Below are 15994 nucleotides of genomic sequence, written 5' to 3'. Positions count from 1 at the left end.
AAATTCTATTTATAAAATCACTCCAAATAAGAATTTTGTCAAAAACTTACATGCATCTGTTTTTCGTTGTATAATTAAATTATCAATATATTAGGAGTGTTAAGTGTGTCAGAAACAATAATGATTTTGTTATACATCTGTTTCGGAATGAGTGCAGTTTTTAGCTTAATAAAGGAATTTCGAAAGCCACAGAGAAGCCAGTTCCTGATTTTATTTGATTCTCTAATTTTGATAGGAGCTATATTTTTAATAGCTAGTATCTTTATCTAAATTATATAACGGACACTCTCTAGGGAGTGAAGCAGCTAGCAAAAGCTAACTGCTTTTTTAATTTAACTAACACTTTTGTTTGATTTTCATCCGCCCATATTAGGATTGATACATTCCCACATATAATCATCCAATTCAATCTCTACGTTCTTAATAATTTCACCCTTATAAAGATGGCTATGATTCAAACGCCCCACCCTAGAAACGTCATATAATGAATCCACAAACATCTGAATAGCCCATAAAAAAACCACCTAAAGGCTCCTCCTTCAGGTGGTTCTCTATTTTACGCTAACGCAGCTGCTTGTTCTTGTTGATCTACAGGAATTACAGCGTCTGTTAATGCTTTTTCTAGTTCAGCTGTGTATTTCATTTCGACGCTATCATCATTTATGGCGCCAATAAAGACAGATTATACAACAATTTCATAACAGTATGAATAAACAACTACCAACACCTATTACGAGTATAAAAAATCGGCTCACTACATAATACCTATGTTTTCAATGATACTCTATTACCACCGAACTAAATTTATATAATTTTAACTACATGATAGCAAGTTAATTTTCAAATATCTTCTTGCGCATAACCCTAAATTTATTATCCATTTGTATCATGCTTATAAATAAAAGATATCCTATCGATGCACCGATCATATTTATAGCAATCCRCCACACATCAAAAACATCAGATAAAGTTAGTAAATGTAATAACTCCCAAGCAAGAAAGGCCATAACATACCACTTACAAGCTTTCTTATAGTTAGTCACTTTATTAATCAACACTGGAACGAAAAATCCAAATGGAACTAACAATATTATATGTTGTAAAACGATTAACCAATAAGTTGAGTTTCCCCATAGACCCGGATGCGCAATAAAATCTTTAATTTGCCAAAGTGTTATTCCAAAAAGTTGTAACAGCGTTTCTAAATCAGATATATGTAAAAATTGCTGCCAAAATTCAATAGGACGATAGACAGTTCCACCTGTCAAACTACGAATAGAGTCAAATGTAGAAGTTGAAATAAACGCTCCTAAAAAGACAATAAAACAAATCATTATATAAGGAATACATAAAATTTTTGATACTACCTTTAATGGCCTAGGAACTTCGTATACCGATTGATTAATCCCTAAACCAATAACTTTTGATTCACCAAAACTTTGAATCGCTTTATACACCGCTTCTTTTTCGTTCATACCTTGTTCCATATATTCTTCTTTCAAGCTGTTCAAGTGATCATACATTTCTAGAAATAGCTCATCCTGCTCAATATTACTAAGTTCTGAATAAGCTAAAATGGACTTAATATACTCATCAAATTCACTCATAAATAACTCCTTTCTGACAAGCTTGAATTAATGATGTTACACGCTCCCAAGAGTTCACTTTCTTCTGCAATTCTTTTTTCCCTTTACTTGTAATAGTATAAAATTTCCTTTTCATCCCATTCTCAGATTGATTCCAATAAGATTCAAGAAATTCCTTTTTTTCTAATCGCTTTAAAGCTGGATACAAAGTTCCCTGCCCCATACTATACAAATCTTCACTTGCATCCTTTAAACTTTGAGCTATTTCATATCCATATGTATCACGTTTTGCAATGATAGAAAGTAATAAAATATCTATACTTCCCTTCAAGATTTCTTTGTCCAACAATACCACCCCCTTATATACATCGTATAACAACATATGTCGTTATGCAACATAGTTAGAAAAATAACCCATAAAAAAACCACCTAAAGGCTCCCCTTCAGGTGGTTTTCTATTTTATGCTAACGCAGCTGCTTGTTCTTGTTGATCTACAGGAATTACAGCGTCTGTTAATGCTTTTTCTAGTTCAGCTGTGTATTTCATTTGCTCTTCTTTGCTCCAGCCTAGTTTTGCAGCCATGTAGTTGATTACTGCTTCTTTCCACTCGTATACCCAGTGGATGTTGAAGAATACAGCGCCTCTGCGGCGTACGAAGAAGTCAACTGGTTTTGCTGTCATTTCGTAATCCATTGCGTATACAAGCGGGATAAGAACATCTAACGGCATGTTGTATTCTTTCGCTTCGTCTTTATGTTTTTTCGCTAAGTCGAACAGTACGTCAACGTTAGAGCCGTAGAATTTCGCAAATTCTTCAGCTTGAGCTGTCGTTAAACCATATTTCGTACCTTCTCCTGCTTTTTTCGCGATAAATGCTGAGAATCCGTGTGAACCACTTACATGACCACCAGAGATTGGCATATGTTTCGTATCGCTCTTCGGATATGCGCTATGTCCTTCTTTTTGTAATAGATTCGTTACGTAGTCTACTACCATTTCAGCCATTTTGCGGTATCCTGTTAATTTACCACCTGCGATTGTAATTAAACCAGATTCAGAAGTCCAAATTTCATCTTTACGAGAAATTTCAGATGCGTTTTTACCTTCTTCGTAAATTAACGGACGTACACCAGCCCAGCTTGATTCCACATCTTTTTCCGTAATTTTCACGCTTGGGAACATGTAGTTAATCGCATTAATGATGTATGTGCGATCTTCTGTTGTCATGTGCGGTACAGCTGCGTCTTTATCATAGAACGTATCTGTTGTACCTACGTACGTTTTTCCTTCGCGAGGAATCGCGAACACCATACGTTTATCTGGTGTATCAAAGTAAATCGCTTGCCCTAATGGGAAACGTTTTTGGTCAATTACTAAATGCACACCTTTTGATAATTGAAGTACTTTCCCTTTTTTAGAGTTATCTTTTTCACGAAGTGTATCTACCCAAGGACCAGCTGCGTTTACAATTTTCTTACCGTAAACTTCGTACACTTCTCCGTCTAGTAAATCGATTACACGTACACCGCATACTTTTCCATCTTTATATAAGAAACTGTCTACTTTTGCGTAGTTAACAGCTTTCGCACCGTGTTCAATCGCTTCTTTCATTACTTCAATTGTAAGACGCGCATCGTCTGTACGATATTCTACGTAGTAACCGCCGCCTTTTAATCCTTCTTGTTTTACAAGAGGCTCTTTATTTAGCGTTTCTTCACGGTTAAACATCTTTCTGCGCTCGCTTCGTTTTACACCTGCTAAGAAGTCGTATACACGAAGACCAATTGATGTACTAAATGACCCGAACGTGCCGCCTGTATGGAACGGAAGTAACATCCACTCCGGTGTTGTTACATGGGGACCGTTCTCATATACGATCGCACGCTCTTTCCCCACCTCTGCTACCATTTTCACTTCAAGTTGTTTTAAATAACGTAAACCGCCGTGTACAAGTTTCGTTGAACGACTTGATGTACCTGCTGCAAAGTCCTGCATTTCAAACACAATTGTTGATAAACCGCGTGTTGCCCCATCTAATGCAATACCAGAACCAGTAATACCTCCACCAATTACGATCACATCTAACTCTTGTTTATTTACTCCGTTTAATACGTCTTTACGTTGTTTACTTGAAAATTTCATGGTAATTCCTCCCTTTGATAACGAAAAAAGAGACCACGAACTCCGCTATAGATTTCGCCTCTATAGCGTGTTGTGGTCTCTCCAAATCTCCTACCGAATTATTAACTTGTCATCATTATAACACTGTTTATGATTATTTGAAAGCTTTAGTTGCTTCAATTGCCTTTTTCCATCCAGCATATAGCTCTTCGCTTGTTTCCGCTTCCATTGCCGGTGTAAAGCGTTTATCCATATTCCACTGCGCTTTAATTTCATCTTGGTTTTTCCAATACCCAACCGCAAGACCAGCTAAGTATGCTGCACCTAAAGCTGTCGTTTCACTGATCACTGGACGCTCTACAGGAACGTCTAACATATCGCTTTGGAACTGCATTAAGAAGTTATTCTTAACTGCCCCGCCATCAACGCGTAATGTATTCAGTTCAATACCTGAATCTGCTTCCATCGCGCATAGTACATCTTTCGTTTGGTATGCTAAAGATTCTAGCGTTGCACGAATGAAATGCTCCTTCGTCGTACCGCGCGTTACACCAAACATAGCGCCGCGTACTTCACTATCCCAGTACGGTGTACCTAATCCTACGAATGCTGGTACTATGTATACACCTTCAGTTGATTCAACACGGCTAGCATACACTTCACTCTCACTCGCATCTTTAAACATGCGCATTCCGTCACGTAACCACTGAATTGCAGAACCTGCTACGAAAATACTTCCTTCTAATGCGTAATTCACTTTACCATCTAAACCCCATGCAATTGTTGTTAATAGGCCATGCTCAGAAGCTACTGCTTTTTCGCCTGTGTTCATTAACATGAAGCAACCAGTCCCATAAGTATTCTTCGCCATACCTTCACCGAAACAAGCTTGTCCAAATAATGCTGCTTGCTGGTCACCAGCTACACCTGCAATCGGTACATTTTGACCGAAGAAGTGGTAATCAATTGTTTCTCCATATATTTCAGATGATTGACGTACTTCTGGAAGCATGCTCTTTGGTACTGTTAACATGTCTAGAAGTTTATCATCCCACTGTAAGTCGTGAATGTTAAACATTAATGTACGTGATGCATTTGAGTAATCTGTTACGTGCGCTTTCCCGCCAGACAATTTCCATACAAGCCATGTATCAATTGTTCCGAATAATAACTCGCCGTTTTCCGCTTTTTCTCTTGCACCTTCAACGTTGTCTAAAATCCATTTTACTTTCGTACCAGAGAAGTATGCGTCAATTAAAAGACCTGTTTTTTCGCGAACCATCTCGCTATAACCTTTTTCTTTTAACTCATCACAAATTTCAACTGTTTGACGAGATTGCCATACGATTGCGTTATAAATTGGTTTTCCAGTCGTTTTATCCCATACAACCGCTGTTTCACGTTGGTTCGTAATACCGATACCAGCGATTTGTTCTGGCTTCACATCTGCTTCGCTTAAGCAAGTTGCGATAACTGCTAAAATAGATCCCCAAATTTCTTGTGCATTATGCTCAACCCAGCCTGGCTTTGGAAAATGTTGCGTAAACTCTTTTTGAGCTGAATGAACGATTTTTCCTTCTTTATTGAAAAGAATTGCGCGTGAGCTTGTTGTTCCTTGGTCTAATGAAAGAATATATTTTTTCATATCAGTTTCCCCCTATGCTACTTTTCTACTATTTGTAGTAGTTTCACTTTTTTTACTTGTCATATAAGAGATTGCTAGTACAATCACAGTTGCAATAATCACATAAATAAGTGCTGAATTTTGTTTTCCTTCAAATACAACTTGATGGAATAATCCTGCAAGTGATCCACCTAGAATCGGACCAACTACTGGAATCCATGCATACTTCCAGTTTGAACCGCCCTTTCCTGCAATCGGAAGGAAGAAGTGTGCAATACGCGGGCCTAAATCACGAGCCGGGTTGATTGCGTATCCTGTTGTTCCACCTAATGATAAACCAATACTTACAATTAAGAAACCTACGATAAATGGATTTAAACCATCTGCAAATTTATTTGCTCCAATTGCTAATATACCAAATACTAAAACGAATGTTCCAATCATTTCACTTAAAAGGTTTGTAAATGTGTTCGGAATTGCTGGACCTGTTGCAAATACGCCTAACTTTGTTCCTGGATCTTCTGTTTCTTTCCAGTGTGGTAAGTAATGTAAATATACGAGAACTGCCCCGATAATTGCCCCAATCATTTGTGCTGCGATATACATAGGTACGTCACTCCATGGGAACGCTCCCTTAAAAGCAAGTCCTATCGTTAAAGCCGGATTCAAATGTGCCCCACTAATTGATCCAACTGCATACGCTGCCATCGCTACCGCTAAGCCCCAGCCCATTGTAATTACAATCCAACCAGAATCTTTCGCAAACGATTTCTTTAAACTTACACCAGCGCAAACACCGCCACCAAGTAAGATTAACAACGCAGTCCCTATTAACTCTCCTAAAAATGCTGACATAGTATCCCTCCACTATCAATTTTAACGTTTTCAAATGCGATAGAGGTAAAATGAATGGCCATTCGTTTTTTTTCAAAAGAAAAAGATCCACAGCTTACATGCTTCTATATAATATATAGAAACAATAAAATGTGGATCTCTTCTTTTCTCCGTCACGTTTATTAACTTGTCTATAATGTTAACCTCTAATGAAAGCGGTGTCAACAGAATTATTTCACATTTCCGTCACTTTTTTTGGTAATGTTTCCATAATTCTTTTTTCGATGTCGTAATTGCTGTCGCACCAGCATTTAACGCTCTTTCAACGTCTTCTACAGTTCGAATAAAACCACCTGCTAAAATCGGTACACCTGTACGCTCTTTCACCTCAGCAATGACACCCGTTAACGCACCAGGAAGCACCTCTATATAATCCGGCTTCGTCTTTTCTAGTAAATTACAGCTCTTTTCCATTGCGCTAGAATCAATTAAAAAGATGCGTTGAATGGAGACGACACCTTTTTGCTTCGCCTTCATAATTACGCTCGCCTTTGTCGATAATAACCCGTACGGTTTATATTCTTGGCATAAAAACTCCGTCGCATGCCCATCACTTTGTAATCCATGGATCAAATCAACATGTAAAAATACTTTTTTATTATGCTGCTTCGCGAGTGACACAACACTCTTCAATTGACCAACATGAATATCTAAAATAACAATATACTCATACGAACTATGTAATAGCTTTTCCAAATCTTTAATTTGCCTCACTGCCGGCAATATCTTCTGTTCATGAAATTCCATTCTAAATGTCCCCTTCTTTATATCATCCTATCCTTTATAGTACACAATTTAAGTGAAAAGAACAGCTAGTGTAGGGGATTTCTTACAAATCTTTCTCTTATCTATATATTTTCTTCAACTTATCAGAAACCGTACCACCTATAACCATTAATATGAGGGGTAAAAAATTCATTACATATGGTGCATCTGCGACAATTGTAATGCTTGCTCCTGCAAACTTATTTACCATCCATACAACGATTTTTGTAATAAACAAAAATACTCCCAGCATGAATAGACTATCAAAAAACACCTTCCATTTTGGATACGCTAATTGTTTACTATCTTCAATTACCTTCTGTGTCAACTCTTCATCACTCCTCAATAACTCATCAATTGTAATACCGAACAGATCACTTAAATGAATAATAATTTCAATGCTCGGATAGTTCTTTCCCGTCTCCCATTTCGAAACAGACTGCCTACTTACATGAATTTTTTCAGCCAAATCATTTTGCGACCAATTTCTTTTTTCCCTTTCTTCTTTTAAACGTTCACTAAAAATCATACTGTGTTTATCACCTCTCTACGTCTAGTATGGTCAAATAAATGATGAAGAGTAAAGCTAGTTATTGTTGCATAGCCTGTGCAACTTGTGCGTTACACTTTAAAATAGCGCTATGCAGTATTTAGATTCCATATACTTTTCTTCTATAATAATTTCCCGAACAATAATACAAATAACGAATACTAGTAAAGACAGGACTAGACATAAAAAATACGCCATTCCTTCCTATCGTTCTCCAGAAAGAATAACGTAAATATTCATTTTTACCCATCGTTTTTCGGACTATATGAAAACCCAGGGTATTTCACAACGGGCCATTTCTCCTTACGCAAGGAATCCATCAATTCTGATCCAACATGTACATTACTTTCCACTATTTCTTTAGGAGTCAGTGCCATCCATTGATTTAACGATACATCTTCAAAACGGTTACTTTTAAACATCTCTAAAAACCATAATGTTTCATTGCCTGTGTTTTGAATATAGTGTCCAGTCGCAAACGGTACATATCCGACATCACCAGCTCTATAATCAAATGTACGAGCTGTACCATTTCCAAGAAACACCGTCATCCTCGCTTGCCCGGTAAGATAATATTGCCACTCATCATTATTCGGGTGCCAATGAAGCTCTCTCATTCCACCAGGCTCAATTTCAACGAGCGCTGCTGCGATTGTTTTGGAAATAGGGAAATTCGTAGAATCTACAATTCGAACGCTACCACCAGGTGTCTTAATCGGTTTTTGTTTTAACAGTTCATGTTTAAACGTTAAAGGAACTTCTCCTTCTGGCGACTGAACTTCCTGGCTCTCAAGCGAACCCGGTACCTCCCCTTGATAAATATATACTTGATCTGTAGGAATGGAGCTAAAAGCACTCTCTGGCACTCCGAAGTTAGCCGATAGAACTTCTTTTGGCGTATGTGCAAACCAGTCGGAAATAGCTAAGGTAGATAAATCAGAAAAGTGTCCATCATCGAATGCGAGTAGAAATTCACAATGTTCCAATCCTTGAATGGAATGCGGAATTCCAGGTGGGAAATACCAAAGATCCCCCGGACCAACATCAGCAATAAAATTCCGTCCATTTTGATCAACTGCAGTTATTCGTGCCCGTCCTAAAAGCATATATGCCCATTCCGCTTCCTTATGCCAATGAAGTTCACGCACCCCACCGGCCGTTAAACTCATATTTACCCCAGCAATCGTAGTCGAAACCGGAAGTTCCCGAACAGTAATCTCCCGAGACCACCCACCTTGTTTTAAGATCATAGAAGTGTCTGAGAACGAAAATTTCAAGTTAGGAACTAATCCCGCATCCGTAATAGGCGGCACGAGCATATTCGGATTTTGAATATCCCGCATAACATTACGTGGTCCAGAATCAATCGCACCTGCTCCATCACTGCGGATTGGTTGTGGTATACTCCCTCCTGTTTCATTAACAGTACGTTTTTTCATCATTACACTCCTTTTTCATCTGACTATTAAGTAAAAAGCCTCTATCATAGTGTATGAATTGGGCTTTGGATGGTTACTGTGACTATTAAGTTGAATCGGGAAAAGGCCTGTTTCTCCTTGTCTTTTTGCGCCAATAAATTGATATTCCATGTCGAATCGTTGATATATTTCCGGAAATAAAAAAGTGGATAACAAGATGTTATCCACTCTCCCATAATTATAATAAAACCGAATCTTTATCACTATCCTGATTCCGTTTCTCTCGTTCTTCTTCTAAGCGCTTCATATATACTTCGCCTTCTTTTTCGATAAAATCGTTATCCATCTCTTGCTCTTTTTTCGAAGTATATAAAACCATGTAGCCACTCAATACAATCCCAATGATTACAAGATAAATCCACCATGGTAAAATTTCCACTTTCGTTCATCCCTTTCCTTAGACAAGCCTTATTAGTTTCACTTTATGAGGAAAGAAGTGGATTTATGCTTAAAATTTCATTGTGGATTCTCCGCGAAGAACGCTTGTACATATTCCATAAACTCGATTGGCTCTTGACGGAACGGTGCGTGGTATCCTTTTTCAATGATATGAAACGTACTATTTGCAAATAACTGATGATACAGCTCACCATTATTCCAAGGAACGCTCTTATCGTGCCTACCCCAAATAATTAAAGTCGGCACCTTAATTTTATCCGCTTCCATCGCAATGCGGCGCTCTCTCATTTTCGTAAGCTGATCATAATGCTTTTTATCATCACGACTATTTTTCACTTCATTTTTATTATAATCCGTAATCTCTGTTACAGTTTGTAAGTCCGTCGATAGTGGCGTCACTTCATAACTTTCTTTTTGCTGGAAAGATTCAATCCCTGTAGAATCTGCTAAAACGAGATGGGTAACCGCGTCCGGATATAGATACGCTAAATTAAGGGACATCTCTCCCCCCATCGAATGACCAAGTACCGCAAACTGATCATATCCAAGTTTCTTCATTAACTTATAATATAAATTCACTTGCGCAGGAAACGAATACTGAAAATCAACCGGCTTAGAAGAACGCCCAAACCCTAAAATATCAACAGCGATAATCGTATGATCTCCCGCGAGTTCCGGATAAATATCACTAAACCCATCTGAAGAACCACCAAACCCATGAAGCATAAGTAAAGGCGGTTTTCCCTCACCAATTTGCTTAAAATAAATCGTCTGTCCATCAATCTGCGCCATCTTCTCTTTCGTATTTATCTTCATCATAACAGTATCCTTCACTTCTTCAACCTTCGCAATCGGCTTATCGACGAAGTTACATACTACTAAAAAAACGAGCACAATACCGCTAATCATATAAAACTTAAACCGTTTCAAAATCCCCGTCTCCTTTCTCATGTTGCTATTTAAAGTTTTTACATTTTTTGGTTGTTTTATGATTAATTTTAATTGTAACTGAAATAGTTACAATTATACTAAAAAAATATTACTCACTGCTATTACCGATGGTTGTTATGTAACCATTATAGTTACGCATTAAAAGTAAGTCAATTATTTTAATGATAAAAAAACAAGCAGTTCCAGCGATTCGCTAAAACTACTTGCTCTTCTACTTATTATCTCTATTTTTACTCTTTAATAAATTCCTTAGTACTTCTCACTGTATCAATCGGACGAACTAATTTTTCGATTTCTTCACGCTTTGGCTCTAAGAACGGAGGTAAAGATAATTTCTCTCCAAGCGTTTCATATGGCTCATCTCCCATAAAACCAGGGCCATCTGTTGCAAACTCGAATAAAATTTGCGGCGCAACTCTTGCGTATAATGACTCAAAGAAGTGACGATTTACATAACCAGATGAAGGGAGTCCAACTCGACTTAGTCGCTCAATCCACTCTTCTAATACAGCTCGATCCTCTACGCGGAATGCAGCATGGTGCACTGTACCAAAACCTTGTTGTGCTTCAGGAAGAACCGTATTATGTTCTACAATGACAGAGGCACCATTTCCACCTTCGTTTACTTCAAACAAATAGAATTCTCCTTCTTGAGCAATCTCTTTAAATAATAGAACTTTTTCTAGTACTTCTTTGAAATAACTAAAGTTCGCGATACGAATAAATACAGGTCCTAATCCAGTAATTGCATATTCTAATGGAACTGGACCGTTTTGCCACGGTGTACCTGATTCTATCCCTTTATCCAATTCGTCAGAGATTAATTGATAGTGTTGATCATCAAAGTCAACGAAAGAAAGAGTTTTCTTACCGAATTGCTCTTTAATTCCTGTATGCTCCACTTCAAGGCGGTCAAAACGTTTCACCCAATATGCTAATGCTGCATCACTTGGAACTCGGAATGAAGTCTTTGAAATTTCATTTGTCCCGTGTACACCTTTCGGAACGCCCGGGAAGTCAAAGAATGTCATATCTGTTCCTGCACTACCTTTATCATCTGCAAAGAATAAATGGTACGTTTGAATATCATCTTGGTTTACTGTTTTTTTAACAAGACGCATTCCTAAAACATGAGTGAAAAATTCATAGTTCTTTTCTGCACTACTTGTAATCGCTGTAACGTGGTGTATTCCTTTTAATTGGTTCATTTTATATTCCTCCAATAGTTTTCATTTATATGTTAAAGTTGTATTTTTTCTTCTATTACTTCTCTTCAATCGGAGCTAAATTCGCTTCAATTTCTTCTCGCTGATCTTCTAAGAACGGCGGTAAATCAACTTTTTCTCCTAGATGCTCCACATCTCCATCAACTGTAAATCCTGGTCCATCTGTCGCAATTTCAAAAAGGATTCCGTTTGATTCACGGAAATATAAGCTTTTAAAATAGAAACGGTCGATAATTCCTGAAGAATGGAAACCTCTTTGTGTCACCTGTTCTTCCCAATAGGCAAGCTCTGCACTGTTTTTCACACGAATTGCTAAATGGTGAATACTACCGCGCCCCGGTTTTTCAGAAGGACCGTCCAAATATTTCACAACTATTTCTCCAAAGGCTTCTCCTTTGATAGACTGAAAAATTGCTTCTTCGTCATTTCGGCTAACCTCTGTATAACCAAACATCTCTGTAAGTGTACTCGCCATTTTATCAAGTCTACGCACTGTCATTTCCACAGAACCCATTCCTTGAATTTGATGTTCAGCAGGAACTTCCGATTTCTCCCACGTTTCCCAATGCGTAACTTTTTCCCCATTTGAAACGAGTAGCACGAAACGAAGACCTTCAGCATCCTCAAATTTCAAAGCAGGACGATTTGCATATGTTGTCATTTCACTATGTTTCACATCAAATTCCTCAAATCGTGCTTTCCAGTAATGCAAACTGTCCTCTGAAGGAACGAGTAATCCAATTCGAGTAATTGCATTTGTACCACGATATGTTTTTCCTACTAAAGGAATTTCAAAAAATGATAATTCCGTACCTGGGCTTCCTGTTTTATCTCCGTAAAATAAGTGATACATTGACGGATCATCTTGATTTACCGTCATTTTCACACGGCGTAAACCAAGCACGTTTTTATAAAAGTGATTATTTTCATTTGCATTTTTCGTAACCATTGAAATGTGATGATGCCCTTTAATTTCATACATCGGTGATTCCTCCATTTCATTTTACTAGTCAAGTGATAACTAAAAAAATAATATACTTCTTAGCTTTTCAATTTATTCTCATTATGTTTTTATAGCTTAGTCATAGTTTTTTACTAAATAAGCTGCATTGATAGAATTCATTCATAAATTATTTTACTGTGTAAGACGAAAACAACTGAGTGTATGTTTTTCATATGACTCATTTGCTTTCGTTACTATCACTTTACATCTCAAGTGATTAAAAAGCAAGTGAAATATCTCAAATTCGAGATATTTTTTTGGTTAAATAACATTTTAGGGTGTAGAATCGTTAATTTCTATATGGGGTAGCGTCACATCGCCATCAAGCTAAGAAATTGGTAGTTCCCCAAAACGAAGAAAATTTTCGTTCTGGGGGGTGGTATGAGATTTTAACTTGATGGGCATGGGGTACCGTCAGCATTTCGGAGAGAACCATACTAAACAAAAAATACAATAAGCTGCCCATATGGACAGCTCATTTACATAATTATCGTTATTGGAAGTTGATTAATATTAGCTTATTTGTCTTATAAGTTAAATCGAGAACAATTAGATCCCCAAATATTTCAGTTCTTTTTGTATGTTATTTAAGGCAAACCTCTTTCATTTTTTAAAGAAGTTCTTTGGTTCGTTTGAAGATAATCTCCAAAGAACTCGTGTATCCTGAGATTGTTAGAGTAAGGACTTGAACAAATTCCCAACCATCCTCAGCATGTTCGATAATAATACGCTTATAATCTTCTTTGGGTTGCCCTTTCCATCTATCAATTTCGACTTTCACAAATTTGTAATCATACATATTCTCTCCCCCTTTTTTCCTAATTGTACCATTTAGAAGAAGCGATGTATTATACTTTTTTGACTGTATACTCTATACACGTTTGGTTAACATAACGTCTCATTATCGGTAGCAAAGACAAAGGCGTCCCCTTACTCTCACAAGGGATACGCCTTTGTCTTTTTCTATGATTCTATGCATCTTTTTATACATTCCTATTCTGGTGCGGTTTTATGGCTCTCGTTTGTTACTGAATGAGCCGAAAAACTGTATAAAATCTTGCATACTCTTAGCTTGTTTTTTCTATGGAATGCTGTCGATACCTTTTTAATGCATAAAGAAAAGACACCCTAAGCTGCCTTCCTCCGACTTGAACCACTTTACTGGAAATTAAGTAAACACGTCCTATAAAACAGAATCATTTATTTTCACCAGATTGTTAGTGTACAAATACTAGAGAATCCAGATCGTTTGTTTGGCTAGATTAAAGCAATGCCACGGCGCTATCAAGCTAATGTAAATTAGTATCCCTACAACGAAAAAAACGCTATTCTTTTTGTAGAAAGTAACAAAACAATTGTACATGACACCCAATATATCAAAGACTGTTTTCTTCTCATATCGATGAGATTCCCTTCCGTTTTTTTGTAAAAAATTAAACAAACGAAGTAAGATTTTTGATAGTTCTTGAGTATGTTTTTGTAGAGGTTGATGGACATGGGTACTATCCCTATAAGACAATCATATATAACTGAATACATGTATGCAACTTCATTTCAAATCTCTATATAACCATTAAAAAGGCTGCAACACAAAAACAGGCAATGGGGAAAATGCTCTCCATTGCCTGAGAATAAATAAAATGCCGGGTGTATGATTTAATTTCCATCCTTTTTATAGACGATGTAACTAGGTTCATTATAAATCCACTCATCTGTACCAATTCTTAACCAACCGTTCTTTTCTTCGTATACTGTAACTTTTTCACCTTTGCTTGCTTTTCTAACAACAAGGTAGTCAGCTCCTGCCCCGCTTCGAACATTTACCCCAATACCATTAATTTCAGCCGTACCAATTCCTTTTTGAACACTACCAGTTTCAATTACTTGAAGCATGTTTAAAATGAATACTGCTGTTTCACCACGAGTTGTTGTTCCTTTAGGGACATACAGATTATCCCCCATACCTTTTACAATACCTAAGCCGTATAATCTTTGTACAGCTTCTTTATAGATAATTTGATCTTTATCTGCAAATGGTAAGTTTGCCAATGGCCCATTTATTCCTTTATACTGTAAAGCTCTATTTACAATGCTTGCTGCTTCTTCCCTTGTAATAGGTGTGTTAGGGTCAAAATAACCGTCTCCTCTACCAGAAATGATGCCTACACTTGCAGTACGCTTAATACCATCTCGTAAAGTTGGATTTGCATCATTTAGGTCTTTAAACGTTGCATCTCCAGCTGGGAGACTTAGAGACTTAGAGATTAATTGAGCAAACTCAGCTCTTGTTACGGATCTATTAGGTGCAAAAATACCGTTTCCTTCTCCTACCATAATACCTCTTCTATTCAAATCACGAATAGCTGACTCATACCAACCTCCTGTTATATCGTCTGTTGGTTGATAAAATTTATTATAATATCCTTCAACGCCACTTACGAATGGAACCCATTGTCCACTATTAATCATAATAGCAGGACAGTTTTTACCACTCCATTTTTGGTGTTTTACAACATTATTTAATGGTACACCTGTTTCTTTCATTAAATAAGCTGCAAGTTTCTTGGCGTTATCCACTGCCTTATTGTAGTCACCATCGCTGTTAACTGCTATTTCAATTGCAATAGATTCTCTATTACCTGAACCATCCCCGTCTCCTGCATGCCATCCGTTCTCGTTTAATGGTAAGTGTTGATAAATCTCTTTATCATCTACTGTAAAGTGCCATGATGCAGCCCGGTCTGTGTTCCCTACTGCTTGGTTATATAAATATTGAGCGTGGTTTTTAGCCCCTGCGCCTACACTTTTATTATCAGTTTCATGAATTGTAATATACTTTGGAATCATATGGTTTTGAGGGCGAATATTATCGTTTCCTTCTGGAACAATCCATTCAGTAAATGGAACGCCATTTATAGTACTAGAAACTTTAGGTGCTGAGAAAGAAAGACTACGTTTTGTTCTATTTGAATTGTTAGGGATCGTTAATGTACCCGTTTCTTCATAAATACCTTCTGAACTTTGAAGACTGTCCACTTTCTTATTATCGACAGTACCTCCACCACGTCCGTCTACTCCTTCAAAACTCTCTTCAATACTTTTTAAAGCTTGTTCGTCTGATACTTGAAGTCGGGCAGTTACAGCTTGTTCTTGAACACTTATGGATTGATGGTTATTTACCGATTGTTGTTCTTCTGCAATCGATACCATCGGTGAGGATAATACGGTTAGTCCGGCTGTTAATACTACTACTTTTTTATTAAATCTAATACTCATGTTTAATTTAGTATATCTCGCTATTTTAGTAGATATACCTTCCTCCTTGCACTTCTTTTAATGTGAATCATAATAGTTAGAAACCTAAAAATAACACTTTCATTTTTCATTGCATATAAT

Annotated in this window: 15 protein-coding genes; all 15 read right to left on the bottom strand. The window is 37.1% G+C overall.

The genetic code is table 11. The features are described 5' to 3' along the window. Positions 1–356: 356 nt before the first annotated feature. Positions 357–524, bottom strand: a complete 168-nt coding sequence (locus tag AC1DTM_RS10105; protein ID WP_016104081.1) for a hypothetical protein — start codon at positions 522–524, stop codon at positions 357–359. A gap of 309 nt (positions 525–833) precedes the next feature. Then, positions 834–1607, bottom strand: coding sequence for a VanZ family protein (locus AC1DTM_RS10100; RefSeq protein ID WP_477000203.1), 774 nt, complete (start codon positions 1605–1607; stop codon positions 834–836). Beyond that, entirely contained in the window at positions 1600–1932 is a 333-nt protein-coding gene (locus AC1DTM_RS10095) for a PadR family transcriptional regulator (protein ID WP_016104079.1), read from the bottom strand. The genes AC1DTM_RS10100 and AC1DTM_RS10095 overlap by 8 nt, the downstream gene beginning before the upstream one ends. A 114-nt stretch (positions 1933–2046) precedes the next feature. After that, complete coding sequence (gene glpD, locus AC1DTM_RS10090; RefSeq protein ID WP_002202891.1) at positions 2047–3729, bottom strand: aerobic glycerol-3-phosphate dehydrogenase; 1683 nt, start codon at positions 3727–3729, stop codon at positions 2047–2049. Between the two features lie 133 nt (positions 3730–3862). Beyond that, complete coding sequence (gene glpK, locus AC1DTM_RS10085) at positions 3863–5353, bottom strand: glycerol kinase GlpK (RefSeq protein ID WP_002159019.1); 1491 nt, start codon at positions 5351–5353, stop codon at positions 3863–3865. A 12-nt stretch (positions 5354–5365) separates the two neighbouring features. Beyond that, positions 5366–6187 (bottom strand): glycerol uptake facilitator protein GlpF, encoded by an 822-nt coding sequence (gene glpF, locus AC1DTM_RS10080; protein ID WP_002159020.1) that lies wholly within the window; start codon positions 6185–6187, stop codon positions 5366–5368. A 225-nt stretch (positions 6188–6412) separates the two neighbouring features. Then, entirely contained in the window at positions 6413–6973 is a 561-nt protein-coding gene (gene glpP, locus AC1DTM_RS10075; RefSeq protein ID WP_000394293.1) for a glycerol uptake operon antiterminator GlpP, read from the bottom strand. A 97-nt stretch (positions 6974–7070) separates the two neighbouring features. Then, positions 7071–7520, bottom strand: coding sequence for a helix-turn-helix domain-containing protein (locus tag AC1DTM_RS10070; RefSeq protein ID WP_078174800.1), 450 nt, complete (start codon positions 7518–7520; stop codon positions 7071–7073). Between the two features lie 263 nt (positions 7521–7783). Beyond that, positions 7784–8980: an oxalate decarboxylase family bicupin gene (locus tag AC1DTM_RS10065; RefSeq protein WP_477000202.1), complete on the bottom strand. Its 1197-nt coding sequence runs from the start codon at positions 8978–8980 to the stop codon at positions 7784–7786. Between the two features lie 217 nt (positions 8981–9197). Continuing rightward, entirely contained in the window at positions 9198–9398 is a 201-nt protein-coding gene (locus AC1DTM_RS10060; RefSeq protein ID WP_002064098.1) for a sporulation YhaL family protein, read from the bottom strand. Positions 9399–9475: 77 nt separating this feature from the next. Further along, entirely contained in the window at positions 9476–10348 is an 873-nt protein-coding gene (locus AC1DTM_RS10055) for an alpha/beta fold hydrolase (protein WP_016104075.1), read from the bottom strand. Positions 10349–10599: 251 nt separating this feature from the next. Beyond that, the gene (locus AC1DTM_RS10050; protein ID WP_070138888.1) at positions 10600–11577 is read right to left on the bottom strand and encodes a ring-cleaving dioxygenase; all 978 of its coding nucleotides are present in this window, start codon (positions 11575–11577) and stop codon (positions 10600–10602) included. Positions 11578–11632: 55 nt separating this feature from the next. Further along, positions 11633–12577, bottom strand: a complete 945-nt coding sequence (locus tag AC1DTM_RS10045; protein ID WP_016104073.1) for a ring-cleaving dioxygenase — start codon at positions 12575–12577, stop codon at positions 11633–11635. 631 nt (positions 12578–13208) lie between these two features. After that, the gene (locus tag AC1DTM_RS10040) at positions 13209–13397 is read right to left on the bottom strand and encodes a DUF4177 domain-containing protein (RefSeq protein WP_002151872.1); all 189 of its coding nucleotides are present in this window, start codon (positions 13395–13397) and stop codon (positions 13209–13211) included. A gap of 857 nt (positions 13398–14254) precedes the next feature. After that, positions 14255–15874, bottom strand: a complete 1620-nt coding sequence (locus tag AC1DTM_RS10035; protein ID WP_016104072.1) for an S-layer homology domain-containing protein — start codon at positions 15872–15874, stop codon at positions 14255–14257. Between the last annotated feature and the right edge of the window lie 120 nt (positions 15875–15994).

It is taken from the genome of Bacillus sp. P4_D3 (genome assembly GCF_056401855.1).
The sequence above is the reverse complement of the archived record's forward strand: the minus strand, read 5'-3'. Positions and strand labels throughout refer to the sequence as shown.